Origin of the sequence: Christiangramia sp. OXR-203, assembly GCF_034372165.1 — a bacterium.
GTDB lineage: Bacteria > Bacteroidota > Bacteroidia > Flavobacteriales > Flavobacteriaceae > Christiangramia.
Genome location: NZ_CP139698.1, coordinates 2,741,834 through 2,756,095, shown reverse-complemented (window position 1 = coordinate 2,756,095; position 14,262 = coordinate 2,741,834). Strand labels below are relative to the sequence as shown.

Annotated in this window: 8 protein-coding genes; 4 read left to right on the top strand and 4 right to left on the bottom strand. The window is 39.2% G+C overall.

Going from position 1 to position 14,262, the window contains the following annotated elements:
• Window positions 1–29: 29 nt before the first annotated feature.
• Window positions 30–770, top strand: coding sequence for an RNA methyltransferase (locus tag T8I65_RS12730; protein WP_322300962.1), 741 nt, complete (start codon window positions 30–32; stop codon window positions 768–770).
• On the opposite strand, the gene T8I65_RS12725 is transcribed toward T8I65_RS12730, so the two are convergent.
• Both T8I65_RS12725 and ubiE read right to left on the bottom strand, forming a co-directional pair.
• Entirely contained in the window at window positions 757–1,464 is a 708-nt protein-coding gene (locus T8I65_RS12725; RefSeq protein ID WP_322300961.1) for a porin family protein, read from the bottom strand. The two genes, T8I65_RS12730 and T8I65_RS12725, sit on opposite strands and share 14 nt — an antisense overlap.
• Window positions 1,465–1,468: 4 nt before the next feature.
• Window positions 1,469–2,197, bottom strand: coding sequence for a bifunctional demethylmenaquinone methyltransferase/2-methoxy-6-polyprenyl-1,4-benzoquinol methylase UbiE (gene ubiE / locus T8I65_RS12720; protein WP_322300960.1), 729 nt, complete (start codon window positions 2,195–2,197; stop codon window positions 1,469–1,471).
• A gap of 131 nt (window positions 2,198–2,328) precedes the next feature.
• On the opposite strand from ubiE, the gene trkA reads away from it, so the two are divergent.
• Both trkA and T8I65_RS12710 read left to right on the top strand, forming a co-directional pair.
• Window positions 2,329–3,678, top strand: a complete 1,350-nt coding sequence (trkA, locus tag T8I65_RS12715; RefSeq protein ID WP_322300959.1) for a Trk system potassium transporter TrkA — start codon at window positions 2,329–2,331, stop codon at window positions 3,676–3,678.
• Complete coding sequence (locus T8I65_RS12710) at window positions 3,678–5,174, top strand: TrkH family potassium uptake protein (RefSeq protein WP_322300958.1); 1,497 nt, start codon at window positions 3,678–3,680, stop codon at window positions 5,172–5,174. The genes trkA and T8I65_RS12710 overlap by 1 nt, the downstream gene beginning before the upstream one ends.
• A 60-nt stretch (window positions 5,175–5,234) precedes the next feature.
• Here the strand turns inward: T8I65_RS12710 and T8I65_RS12705 are convergent, their stop codons facing one another.
• Complete coding sequence (locus tag T8I65_RS12705) at window positions 5,235–6,422, bottom strand: pyridoxal phosphate-dependent aminotransferase (protein WP_322300957.1); 1,188 nt, start codon at window positions 6,420–6,422, stop codon at window positions 5,235–5,237.
• Between the two features lie 158 nt (window positions 6,423–6,580).
• Here T8I65_RS12705 and rsmG point away from each other — a divergent pair, with 158 nt between their 5' ends.
• Window positions 6,581–7,210, top strand: a complete 630-nt coding sequence (gene rsmG, locus T8I65_RS12700; protein ID WP_322300956.1) for a 16S rRNA (guanine(527)-N(7))-methyltransferase RsmG — start codon at window positions 6,581–6,583, stop codon at window positions 7,208–7,210.
• An 8-nt stretch (window positions 7,211–7,218) separates the two neighbouring features.
• Here rsmG and T8I65_RS12695 read toward each other — a convergent pair whose 3' ends face one another.
• A complete protein-coding gene (locus T8I65_RS12695; protein ID WP_322300955.1) occupies window positions 7,219–14,133 on the bottom strand; it encodes a LamG-like jellyroll fold domain-containing protein in 6,915 nt (2,304 codons plus the stop codon).
• Window positions 14,134–14,262: the final 129 nt, after the last annotated feature.

Here is a 14,262-nt window from a genome sequence, read left to right as displayed (position 1 = left end):
CGATTAGGGCTCAAAAATACATTTTTTGTATGGTAAGCAAAAGCCAGATTAAGTTAATAAAAAGTCTTTCTCAAAAAAAGCACAGGCTACGTGAAAAGCTATTCACAGTTGAAGGAATTAAGGGTGTGAAAGAGTTTTTGAAATCTGATTATGAGCTATATGCCCTATTTGGACCGGAAAATTTAGAACAGGTTAACGAGCGAGATTTCTTTGCGGCAAACTCAACCGATCTGGCCAAGATAAGCTCCCTGACTACTGCTCCAGATTATCTTGCAGTTTTCAGAATGCGCGAAGATTTACCGGTAGCAGAAAATGGATTGAAGGTAGTTTTGGATGGAGTTCGAGACCCTGGAAATCTTGGGACAATCATCAGGCTTTGCGATTGGTTCGGGATTACAGATCTTATATGTTCCAGAGATACAGTAGACTGTTTTAATTCCAAAGTAGTACAGGCCAGTATGGGTTCTCTGTCCCGTGTAAATATTGTGTATACAGACTTATATGAATTCATTTCTGAAAAACAATCTTTCCCGATATATGGAACAATTTTAGAAGGTTCCGATATTTATCAAAGTGAGTTAAAATCAGAAAGTTTTGTCATCTTCGGAAATGAGGCAAATGGCATTTCTTCTGAAATTCACAAATTAGTGAATCAGAAGATAAGCATTCCCCAATATGGTAAGGAGCAAAATACTGAAAGTCTTAATGTAGCAACGGCAACAGCAATAACGCTTGCAGAATTCCGAAGACAGGAGTCTATTGGAAAGTGAAGTTGATAAAAACAGCTCTTGAAGACATAGAATCTACGTTACCCGTATATATGCTATTAGGGTCTTCATCTCTCACTAATTCGTCATTAATTGCAAATACTCCTCTAATAGATGGCGTTAGTTTAAAGTAGTATAAATACAGGTCTATACCAAATCCAATCTCGTAATAATACGTATTGGTTTTCATGCGGAATTGACCAGCAGAATTGTCATCCGGATTATTTTCATTGCTACTAAGATTGATCGATGTAGAAAGACCACCGGTCACGAAAGGCCTAAAATTATTCAGCCTGTTCGCATTGAATTTCAGTAATAATGGTATGTGTACATACGTTGCGCTTATCTCTCTATAGGTACCTTCATCTGCCTTTAGCGCCTGAAAATCTCTGGTATTGAAATTTACACCAGGCTCTAGCCTAAGATCTAGATTGTTGTGTAGTTTTAAGTTTCCGATTAATCCTACGTTAAAACCAGTTCTAGTTCCAACTCTAAAATCCTGACCCGTTACGGGGTCTGGATTATAATCAATATAATCGAAATCAAAATCATAACTATTAAAACCTAGAAAATAACCCCATGACCATCGAGCATTATCAATATTAGGTTGGTTTACAACGCTCTCACCTGAAAATAGCTGGGCGAAAGACGCATTTGAAATGAATAGAAAAAGGGCAATTATAAAAAATTTCTTCATGTATCTACTTTGAAGCAATGTATATAGTGGAGACTCCCAGGGTTTGAGGTAAGTCTCTCACATTAGTAAACCCGGTTTTCGATAAAATATTGTTGAACTCCTTGCCATAAGGAAAACTTGCAGCACTTTCGCTTAGGTAGGAGTAGGCATCCTTGTCCTTTGAAAATAACTTTCCTATAGCCGGTAATATCATGGATGAATATATCTTATAGCCCTGTTTAAATGGAAATCTTGTTGGAACTGAGGTTTCCAGAACTACGAAGATACCACCAGGCTTTAATACACGAAATATTTCTGAAAGTCCGAGTTCCAGGTTTTCAAAATTTCGAACCCCGAAGGCAACGGTAATCGCATCAAAACTATCAGCTTCAAATGGTAAATTTTCGGAATCTCCCTGAATCATCTCAATTTCAACATCCAGCTCTTTAGCAGCAATCTTTTTTCTACCAACGCTTAACATTCCGTCAGATAGATCAAGGCCAACGATTCTAGTCGCTCCAGTATTCGCCATTTGTATGGCAAGATCGCCAGTTCCGGTAGCAATATCTAGAATACTATCAGGCTTAGTTGCAGCTACAGCAGCAACAACCTTCTTTCGCCAGCTTACATCGGTTCCCATAGATATAACCCTGTTTAGCCCATCATAGTTGTCAGATATACTGTCGAACATTTGTTCTACCTGCTTTTTTTTGGTGAGCTGCGAGTCTTTATATGGAGTAACTTTCTTACTCATAGGTGAAATTTGCTTCAAAGATAACTGATATGTAGAAAATAACGGATATAAGCCGATTATTTATCTCTGAAAAGAGATTTTTCCTTTCTGCAAAATAACTTAACTTTGCTTTCACAATTTGAAGCTGTTATATGAAAATAATTATCGCCGGCGCAGGTGAAGTAGGATTTCATTTAGCTAAATTACTCTCCTTTGAATCTCAGGATATTACGCTAATTGACCCAAATAGAGATAACCTTGCTTATGCTGACACTCATTTGGATATTAGGACCATTAAAGGCGATGCCAGTTCCATCAGAATATTAAAGGATGCGCAGGTGAAACATACAGATATGGTGATTAGTGTAACTTCAAGTGAGGCTACTAATATTACCGTATGTGTACTGGCTAAGCAGCTTGGAGCGAAAAGAACCATCGCCAGAATTTCAAATACTGAATATCTGGAAAATCAGGGAGAATTGGGATTCACCCGTTTTGGAATAGATGAACTTATTTCTCCAGAAGCGCTTGCATCACGTGAAATTGAATTACTGCTGAATCAGTCGGCGTTCAATGATAGCTACGAATTTGAAGAGGGTGCACTAACCATGATTGGTGTGAGTTTATCTAGAACCGCGACCTTTGTAGGAAAGACAGTAAAGGAAGCAGCCAAGATATTTCCAGAATTAAACTTTGTTCCTATTGCAATTCAGAGATTTGGAACTCAATATACGTTGATACCGAGGGGAGATACACAATTTAAGGATGGTGATCAGGTTTACTTTATCACTCTTAAAAATGGTGTAGAGGAGTTATATAAACTAACCGGGAAAGTTCGACAGGATATCAAGAATATAATGGTGCTTGGGGGTAGTAAGATTGGTAGAAAAACCGCACAGGATCTTTGTCGGAATAATTTCAATGTTAAGCTGGTAGAGAAACATCGAGAAAAAGCATATGAGCTGGCAGATGAACTTCCTAATGTTTTAATTATCAATGGCGATGGTCGTAATGTTGAATTACTAGAGGAAGAAAATATCCATGATATGGATGCTTTTATTGCTGTAACCGGAAATTCAGAGACTAATATTATGTCCTGTCTGGTTGCGAAGTCCAAAAGCGTTAAGAAAACTATCTCATTGGTCGAGAATATGGATTATTTTCAGCTGAGTCACTCTATTGGAATAGATACACTTATCAATAAGAAACTATTGGCGGCGAATAATATTTTCCGTTATGTAAGAAAAGGTGAGGTTGTAGCGATGACCAAGCTTAATAATATGAATGCCGAACTTCTGGAGTTTATAGTAAAACCAAATTCCCAGGTTTCAAATAAAAAGATCAAGGATCTGGATTTCCCTCGTTCAGCAATTATTGGTGGAATTATTCGCTATGGTAAAGGTTTAATCGCTCTAGGTGATTTTCTAATCAAACCTGGAGACAGAATTGTGGTTTGTTGTTTACCGAGATCTATTAACAAAGTAGAAAAACTTTTCCTCTAATGCCCAGATTGAATTATCAGATAATTCTTCATGTGATGGGATTATTGCTGCTGTGTAATGGCGGCTTTATGCTTTTAGCAACCCTTGTAAGCTATATTTATGATGACGGCGTAACTCTTGAAATTTCAACTGCTGCTCTAGTAACGTTATTTACCGGGACCTTGCTCATGTTTACAACTCGTGGTCATAGTAAGGAGGTAAAGAAAAGAGAGGGTTATATTATTGTAACCTTTGGATGGATTTTTATGGCCTTAAGTGGTAGCTTGCCTTATCTCATCAGTAAGTCTATACCAACGTTTACAAATGCGTTCTTCGAAACTATGTCTGGATACACCACTACCGGTGCCTCCATTCTTAATGATATTGAAGCGATTCCAAAGGGAATTCTATTCTGGAGAAGTCTAACCCACTGGATTGGCGGAATGGGAATAATCGTTCTAGCCATCGCAATTTTGCCTTTGCTTGGAATTGGAGGGATGCAATTATTCTCTGCGGAGTCCCCTGGTCCAAGCGCAGATAAATTAAAGCCACGTATTACAGATACTGCCAAGCGTCTATGGCTTATCTATGTTTCCTATACGGTAGCTGAAACTATCCTTTTATGGGTGGCTGGAATGACCTTTTTTGATGCTATTAATCATGCGTTCAGTACATTATCTACAGGAGGTTTTTCTACCAAGAACGCAAGTTTAGCTTACTGGAATGATAACCCTATAATTCAGTATATCATCATACTTTTTATGTTGCTGGCGGGTAGTAACTTTGTATTGAGTTACTTTGCTTTTAAGGGTCAGGTGCAAAAAATTCTGCATGATGATGAGTTCAAATGGTATATGTATTTCATCTTCGGATTCACGGTAATTTCAGCACTGGTGGTTTATTTCCAGGCGGATGTTGCAATTTCAAGTATTGAGCATCCAATGGTTTGGGGGGAAGCAGAAAGTGCTTTCAGACACTCTCTATTCCAGGTTTTAACCGTGATCACCACTACCGGGTTTGTTTCTGCCGATTATACGATGTGGACGCCTTTTCTAACTATTCTCTATTTCGGACTGTTCTTTCTGGGTGGTTCCGCAGGGAGTACCGCTGGTGGAGTGAAGGTAATGCGTCATATTATCATGATCAAGAACGGGATCATCGAATTTAAAAGAACTTTACATCCAAATGCAATACTTCCGGTACGATTCAATGGGAAGTCGATTAGTAAGGAGATCGTTTTTAATATTCTAGGCTTTTTTATACTGTATATGCTGTCCTTTATCATTGGAGCAGTAGTATTTGCAGGAATGGGGCTGGATTTTCAAACAGCCATTGGAGGTGCTGCATCTTCACTGGGGAATATTGGACCCGCATTCGGAGGTTTAAGTCCAGTGAATAACTTTGACATATTATCAGATTTCGGAAAATGGTGGTCAGCTTTCTTGATGCTGATAGGTAGACTGGAACTATTTACTGTACTTATCATATTAACTCCATTCTTCTGGCGTAATAGATAACCTGAATTTATAGAACAAAAAAAACCGGCGAAAGCCGGTTTTTTTTGTTCATAACTGCAATTATGATAATACTTCTTTTATTCTTTTAATAGCTTCTTCGATCTGACTTTCACTTGCGGCGTATGAAATACGAATACAGTCAGGATTTCCAAAAGCTTCACCAGTTACTGTGGCAACGTTCGCTTTTTCTAATAATAACATCGAAAAGTCACTTGCATTTTCAATTTTAGTACCATCGATCGTCTTTCCGAAGAAGGCTGAGACATTTGGGAACACATAAAACGCTCCCTGAGGTTCGGTAGTTACAAATCCATCGATCTCATTAAGGTGATCAATAATCAGCTTTCTTCTTGATTTAAAAGTATCGATCATATGACTAATCTTGCTCACCGGAGCTTCCAGAGCAGTGATCACAGCACGCTGCGCAATACAGTTAGCACCACTGGTAATTTGTCCCTGCATTTTATTACAGGCCCGAGCGATATAAGCCGGCGCTCCAATATACCCGATTCTCCATCCGGTCATGGCAAATGCTTTTGAAACTCCATTTACTGTGACCGTTCGGTCATACATATCTTCAAATTGAGCCATAGACGCGTGATCTCCTACAAAATTAATATGCTCGTAGATCTCATCGCTAACAACCACTATATCTGGATATTTTTTAAGTACATCTGCAAGTGCTCTTAATTCTTCCTTGCTGTACACCATTCCACTTGGATTACAGGGAGAGCTATACCAGATCATCTTGGTTTTAGGAGTAATAGAAGCTTCCAGTTGTTCAGGAGTGATCTTAAAATTGGTCTCCACACTAGTTGGAACTTCCACTGGAACACCTTCTGCAAGTTTTACAATTTCAGCATAACTTACCCAGTAAGGGCAGGGTAGAAGTACCTCATCTCCGGGATTAAGAACAACCATGGCAACATTCGCCAGGGATTGCTTGGCACCGGTTGAGACAACAATCTGTGAGCGATCATAGGTAAGATCATTATCTCTTTTGAATTTAGAAATAATGGCATCCTTTAATTCAACATAACCATCGACCGGAGTATAGGAATTGTAGTTGTCATTAATGGCCTGTATTGCGGCATCCTTAATGAAATCTGGAGTATTAAAATCTGGTTCTCCAAGACTTAATCCTATAATATCCTTCCCTTCCGCTTTTAATTCTCTGGCTTTTGCTGCCATTGCAAGTGTTTGGGATGTTGCCATCGCATTAATTCGGTTCGATAGTTTTTCCTGCATGTCTTTAAATTTTTAATGATTCTGAAAATGCCACTTTATTTCAATGTAGCATCAGCTTCGGAAACATTTCAAAGTTATAATATTAAAATTTTCAGCTACTGTTTATTCAGAAAAAATGGACATAAAAAAATGCCTATTTTTGCTGAAAATTGAATGCTTTGGAACTAATAAAGAAATATTTCCCAAATTTAACTGAAGATCAACTTCAGAAGTTTGAAAAACTGGAAGAATTATATAAAGACTGGAACCTTAGAATTAACGTAGTGTCCAGAAAAGATATTGACGAATTATATATTCGCCACGTTTTACATTCTTTGGGTATAGCAAAGGTTCAGGCATTTCTTCCAGGATCAAGAGTTCTGGACGTTGGAACCGGTGGTGGTTTCCCAGGAATCCCTCTAGCGATCCTGCATCCAGAAACTAAATTCGATCTTGTTGATTCTATAGGTAAGAAAATTAAAGTGGTGGATGAGGTTTCAGAAGGTCTGGGACTCGAGAATGTGACCACACATAATCAGCGTGTAGAAGATCTGCAAGGTCAGTATGATTTTATCGTGAGTAGAGCGGTAGCAGTAATGCCAACTTTTGTTCGCTGGGTGAAAGGTAAGATCGCTAAGGAAAGTAAGCACGATTTCAAAAACGGAATTTTATATCTGAAAGGCGGAGATCTTTCAGAAGAATTAAAGGATTACCGGACAGCCCAGATCTTTGAGCTATCCGATTATTTTGAAGAAGACTTCTATGATACTAAGAAAGTGGTCTACTTGCCTATGAAATATAAAGGTTAATTGCCAGATTATTTGGTGATGATCACCTTCTTGGAATAACTCTTTTTCCCAACATAGATCTTCACTACATAAACTGCAGAACTCAATTTTTGTTGAATTCTTAGGCTTATTGATTCTTCCGTAGGAATTTCGCTAAAGGTCATGATCTTCTGTCCAGAGACGCTGTACAGCTCTACAAAATCTATATTCTGTAGATCAGGATTGTATAGCGCAATTTCATCTGTCTGGCGAAGGTATCTCATATCCAGAAAATCTGGGTCTGATTCTTCTATGACTTCTGGCTTTTCTTCCACTACTTCTTCGGAAACTTCCTCTTCCAGTTTTTGAAATACGATCTGGTATTTCTCATTGAAAACACCAACACTATCTGTACTCACCGTATAATCAGATTTCATCAGGTCATGATATTCTTCAGTTGTTGTGTCTAACAGATATATGTCTATATCACTCTGAATATTCTCAAGTTCATCGATCTTAATAGTGTACTCTCCCGCTTCAGCAATTTTGAAACCTATAGGCAGAACTCTTGCTTTATTGAAATCTGGAACACCCTGAATTACGAATTCAGATTCATCGATCATCCAATAGAGATCTTCCACATTGTTTTCGATAAGCGGTGCGTCGTACCCAAGATCAAAACCATCAGTAGTATTGACATCTGCAGTGGCAAGAATCTGGCGGTGGTAACCTTTAGGAGATTCCAGTTTTAATCTAATCTTATGTCTCGTGTCTTTTTCATATTTATTCTCATCCGATTTTTTAGGATCATCTTCCTGAGAATGGAATTGAGAGTCTGAACTGGATTCTTTTACGAACGTTCGATAAGAGTTTCTAAAAGTAATTTTATCTGGGTTGGATACACCTTTCGTATTGATAAAGAATGCCTGTCCTACAGGTACGTATTTGCCTGGTGATGATTTCTGACTCTTATCATTATTAGCGTTGATACGGGAATCGATGGATGATGCTGCTGCAATTCCCCCTGAGAGGTTAAAAACTGCATATCCACCAACGTATTCTTCGAGGTAGTGTGAGTATTCAGCACCAAAATGATCCCACAAGTAAATATTTCCATTAAAATTCTGAATGTTATCCTGTATGAATTTTTGTGCGTCCAGGGCAGAGGGGTATGGATTACCTGTAAGTAGATTTTGATCAGTACCTACATTAACAGAGATATCTCCGTTGTTTGGCAGACCTCTAAATGTATAGTTCTGCTTACTACTTACTGCAGCACTACCTCGAGTACCTTTCATACTGAAGCCAATCCCAGGCTTCAGGACATCGTCCTCACTAAATTGAGACCACTGGAAATAATCATCGGCTGTTCCTTGGAACGAATGTAGCCAGTAAGTGCTCAGTCTTAATTCTCCTGAATAATCACTGTCTGCCCAATGAAACTGATAATTATAGTTAATTCCAGCAGGTTCATCAGGATTGGTTCCATCCCATAATACAGAGCTCAAGCTAAAACCTGAATTGATAGAACCTCCTGTAGTAGAGACTGGTGAAGTCCAGTAGTTATAATTATAACTATTCTCGGTTCCTTGTTGATCACGTTCCAGGTAACCGACACTATTTTCCTCTAGGATACTTCCTTCAGTTTGAATAAGTTGAGATTCTCCATTGAGATCGAGAATACCATCCAAACTTAAATATTTCGTTACCGTTAAAGCGTTTCCAGATTGAGCTGAATTAGACCCAATCATATCCAGTTTATTCTCATCAACATAAAGACCCAGCAGAGAAATATCAGTTGCATCTGAATCAATATTATGTTTTATTTTAGCAATATTCCAATTGATTTTGGTGTTATTAATACCTACACCATTAGGAACACCCCACCAGTTTTCCTGAGCATTTCCTATATTCGTATCCCATGTAGAACGAGTTCTCCACTTTCCACTTGCTTCAGAAATGTAGGGTAATGGTGCGCTTTGATATTGGTCAGTATCAATATTTCGCATTGCTCCAGAAACTGGAGTATTGGACAAATCCAAAGTCTTTCCATCTACGATCTCTCCTGGGACTAACTTATAATAACCCTTAAGAGCGGACCAGGCTAAGTTACCTGGAACGTCCAGAGGTAATACCGAGCCTCTCACGACATCACCATTCGCTGTAGCTCTCTGGTTCATCATGAAACGCAATTGTGTTTGGGTAAGAGCAACATTCCAGATACGTAGTTCTTCCATCCAACCTGAGAAGTGTGATTGTGGAGTAGTTGGGTTCGCAGAATTATAAGTAGCTCCAAGAAGGTAAGGAGCAACAGAAGTAGAAGGGTTGGTGCCTGTGGCATTCCCAACATCGATTCCATCTACATATAGTCTTGCCGTCCCATCATAAATTACAGCGATGTGGAACCACCTGCTTGTATTGACCTTCGATGACGTACTAACTGTTTTGCCGTTCCATTTAAAAGTAGGTGAACCATTGTTTATAATAAGCTCATAACCATTGTTTCCTGTAGAAACATCTCTTTTACTTAAAATTGTTTGACTTCCAGAAATTGATTCAGGTTTTACCCATACTTCAAATGTAAAGTTCCCGGAACTGAAGCCGTAGTTGTCACCAAAATCTATATAATCATCTATTCCGTCAAAATCAAGTTTGGAACAATCACCATCAATTATAATTTCTACACTGTCAAAATTATCATCACCACAATTCCCTTCTGCATTCGTAATAGTCCAGTTTAATATATAGGTGCCCTGGACGCCAGTAAATGTGGAAGTGGGATTGGAAGGGTCTGTAATAGTACCGCCTGCACTTGACCCGTCGGCTATACTCCAGGAACCAACTCCAACTTCTGCGACATTAGCATTTAACGTAACCTCTGTTATTCCACATCCCAGATTTTGATCTTCTCCTGCAGCGGGTACTGTTAATTGTTCGGGTTCTGTGATAGTAACATCAGCAATTTCCTGACAACCGTTAGCATCGATCACTGTAACTGTATAATTCCCGGCAGCCAGATTAGTAGCAGTTTTGGTATTCTGGTTTTCGGCATCATTCCACAGGTACTGGTACGGTTCGCCAGATTCAAATGGCGTTCCAGAACCTTCGGTCACATTTACTGTAGCTTCGCCTAGGGCGCCGAAACAGATTGGTTCGGTTACTGCCGTAGTAAGGGTTATCGGGTTCGTTGGTTCAAGAATGGTTACTTCATCTGTTTGATAAATTGTACCCTGTGAGTCTTTTATCCATGCTGAGTATGTCCCGGCAGGTAGATCGGCAAATCGTTTTCCAGATTGAAATCCAGCAGTTGCGCTGGTAATACTATAGTCGTAAGGAAATTCTCCCCCTGCAGCATTTACCTCTATAACCCCTGTCTCTAATCCATTACATGGAATTTCATTTGGTGTAGCAATCCCAAATAGTGGAGTGGTTACCTCATTGCCATCATCACTACCATAACATTTTGGTTTGTTGCTGGTACCACACTTTTTATTCTTATTATTCTGGAATGTTAGATAAACACCTTCAATAGTTACCTGATCACCACAGATCCAGTTTTCAATTTCAAATAATCTAGCCTGATCGGGAATGGTTTCATTACAAAAGAATGTACCAGTTTTATTAACCCCTTCTGGACTTGTATTGAAAAAACGATTTTCCTTGACATACGAAACCTCAACATACAAGCTATATCTATCCGGTCCAGGATCGAGCGCTAGGTATAGATACTTTCTACCAATACTAGCACAGTCAGCTGAATTCAATCGGTTTCCATTGGCATCGCCTACGTAAAAATCATCGATTCGCAAATCATTAGAGCCACAATTATTCGCAAAGCATTGGCCAATAAACTGTTCAATTATAAAAAGTTCGCTTTCACCTCTACTATCTGTAACAGTTAACCTAATTTCCTTTACCCCTTCTGAATTGTATTTTACTCGGTACTCTTTATTACCATCTGTAGTAGTTGCATTTACAGGACTTGCCCCATTTCCAAAATTCCAATTATAGGTGTACGGTCCAACACCGCCTGTAGCAGAACCATCCAGAACGGTATAGTAGGAGGTTCTAATATCGCCAGCACCGCCTTCACAGATGGATCTTGGATCTATTTCTGCATTAATTCTGTCTAGAATTGTTACATCCTGGCTTTCAATACAACCATTCTGATCTGTAACTTCAACTACATAATCTCCGGCTTTTAAATTGCCGGCTGTTCTGGTGGTCTGGATCACGGCAGCTGTACCTGCTTTAAACCATTTAAAGGTATAACCACTCGTTCCCCCGGTCGGATTTGCGGTAGCACTTCCAGTCGCAGTATCAGCCCCGGTCGTAGAAGTCGTAGTTACATTGATAGCTAAAGGACTTGCTGGTTCATCCACATTTATGGATCCTAATTCTACCACACAATCCTGTACCGATTGGTCTCTAATATACACGGTATAATTACCAGCTATCAATCCATCAAAAAGCTGAGCATCCTGCCATGAAATATTATCAAGACTGTACTGGTATCCAGCATTACCTCCACTAACATTACTAACCTCAATAGTTCCATCCTGTCCTTCAAAACAGTTTACATCAGTTTTTGAAAGGTTACCATCCAAAGGATTAGGTTCTGATACTGAAACGTCTTTCTGCAAAGAGCAAGCATTAGCATCCTGCACAAATATGGTATAATCACCAGCCTGAAGGTTGCTAAATGAAATATTATTTTGGTAATTAGTATTATCTAAAGAGTACGAATATGGTCCCGTACCTCCAGTCATTGTTCCTACGATTATTGATCCATCACTTCCTTCATTACAACTAACGGGTGTGGATGAAGGATTAGTCATTGCAAGAACATCAGGTTCTGATATGGTAATTTCATCTATTAGTTCGCAACCATTAACGTCGCTGGCTGTAACCTGATAAGTTCCAGCCGGGAGATTAGTGATACTCTCATTTGAGCCTAAATCCTCATTCGTACTTTTATTGATCCAGGTATAATAATAGGGTTGTACTCCTCCATTTAAGTTCGCAGTAGCCTGTGCGGTTTGAAAACCATTACATTCAATTTCCGTAGCGCTTAAATCTAATGCTAAAAGATCGATAATAACCGTTTGATTGACAGATACTGAATTGCCAGCCTTATCCGTGAATTTCCAAGTGATTGTATATGTCCCAGAAGTGTTAAAGGTTGTAGGGTCTTCAGTTGTCGCTGTTACTTCGTCATCACAGTTATCTGAGGTAACAGGTACTTTAGCTGTATATTCGCATCCCCAGGTAATAGTCTCCAGAACAGGAAGTACCGGTTCCTCATTGTCTGTGACAATAACCTGTTGTTCTACAGGGATTGCATCATTGTTATTGTCATCAGTAACTGTCCAGGTGATTACCGTGGTTCCTACAGGATATGGGTCTGATAAAGATTTATTATCACTACGTACACCACTGGCAGCTCCTACATTGCAATTATCCGTAATTGTGGGTGCAGGGACAATAACATTAGCTTCACAAAGACCATTGTCATTAAAAGAGTTTACCGTTCCAGTTGTTGTGATGACCGGAAGCTCATTATCAGTTACTACAACGTTTTGATCATCTGAACTCATTCTTCCGCTAGCATCGGTAACGGTCCAAGTTACAGTAGTACTTCCAATAGGGAATTCGTAGGTATCTGGATTAATTACATCCCCATTAACAAATGCTTTTACTGAATCAACTTCACAATTATCGTTGGAGGTAGGTGTTCCCAGATCGACTGAAGTTGTACAATCACCATTACCGTCAACACTGGTATTTGCAGAAACATCTGCTGGTGCAGAGATTGTTGGATCCTCGTTGTCGGATACTGTTACAGTCTGGTCATCAGAGGCCGTTCGATTACTAGTGTCAGTAGCTGTCCAGGTCACAACCGTAGTTCCAATAGGGAATGAATAATTATTTGGGTTTATCTCACTTCCGTTTACAAATGCTTTTACTGATTCAACTTCACAATTATCGTCGGAGGTAGGTGTTCCCAGATCGACTGAAGTTGTACAATCACCATTACCGTCATCGCTGGTATTTGCAGAAACATTTGCTGGCGCAGAAATTGTTGGATTTTCGTTGTCAGAAACTGTCACAGTCTGGTCGTCAGAGGCCGTTTGATTACTAGTGTCAGTAACAGTCCAGGTCACAGTAGTAGTACCAATAGGGAATGAATAATTATTTGGGTTTATCTCACCGCCGTTTACAAATGCTTTTACTGATTCAACTTCACAATTATCGTTGGAGGTAGGTATTCCCAGATCTACTGAAGTTGTACAATCACCATTACCATCATCGCTGGTATTTGCAGAAACATTTGCTGGCGCAGAAATTGTTGGATTTTCGTTGTCAGACACTGTTACAGTCTGGTCATCAGAGGCCGTTCGATTACTAGTGTCAGTAACTGTCCAGGTCACAGTAGTAGTTCCAATAGGGAATGAATAATTGTTTGGGTTTATCTCACCGCCGTTTACAAATGCTTTTACTGATTCAACTTCACAATTATCGTTGGAGGTAGGTGTTCCCAGATCGACCGAAGTTGTACAATCACCATTACCGTCATCGCTGGTATTCGCAGAAACATTTGCTGGAGCAGTGATCGTTGGATCTTCGTTATCTACAGCAGTAAGTGTGAAAGTTTCTGAAGTGGATTGAGCTGGATCTGAACTATCAGTTACCTCAACGGAGTAGGTCCCTTGTGTAAGATTTGATTGATTTTGAGCTAAAGTATTAACTCCCGTACCAGTCCAGTTGTATGTATAGGGTGAGGTTCCACCGCTAACAGTGATTGTTATAGAGCCATCTGCTGAATTTTCGCAGGTAGGATTTGTGGAATTTGCATTTATGGTTTGCGCATGTAATTCTAACCCATCTAAAACTACAGATGAGAAAAAAAAGAATAGCGAAAAAAGTACAAATTGGAGTTGGGGTCCAATAGTAATTTGTTTCATAAGGTTACCGATCTAGATTTTCATCGGTAAAAGTAATATAAATTCGATTAAAAGCGTTAAGTATATGGTAAAAATAATGTCATAAAAGTCTTTAATTCAGTAATCTAAACAAAACTTAGTACTGTTAAT

Coding starts and splice junctions, on each gene's coding strand:
- T8I65_RS12730 (WP_322300962.1), top strand. CDS start 30: ATGGTAAGCAAAAGCCAGATTAAGTTAATAAAAAGTCTTTCTCAAAAA.
- T8I65_RS12725 (WP_322300961.1), bottom strand. CDS start 1,464: ATGAAGAAATTTTTTATAATTGCCCTTTTTCTATTCATTTCAAATGCG.
- ubiE (WP_322300960.1), bottom strand. CDS start 2,197: ATGAGTAAGAAAGTTACTCCATATAAAGACTCGCAGCTCACCAAAAAA.
- trkA (WP_322300959.1), top strand. CDS start 2,329: ATGAAAATAATTATCGCCGGCGCAGGTGAAGTAGGATTTCATTTAGCT.
- T8I65_RS12710 (WP_322300958.1), top strand. CDS start 3,678: ATGCCCAGATTGAATTATCAGATAATTCTTCATGTGATGGGATTATTG.
- T8I65_RS12705 (WP_322300957.1), bottom strand. CDS start 6,422: ATGCAGGAAAAACTATCGAACCGAATTAATGCGATGGCAACATCCCAA.
- T8I65_RS12695 (WP_322300955.1), bottom strand. CDS start 14,133: ATGAAACAAATTACTATTGGACCCCAACTCCAATTTGTACTTTTTTCG.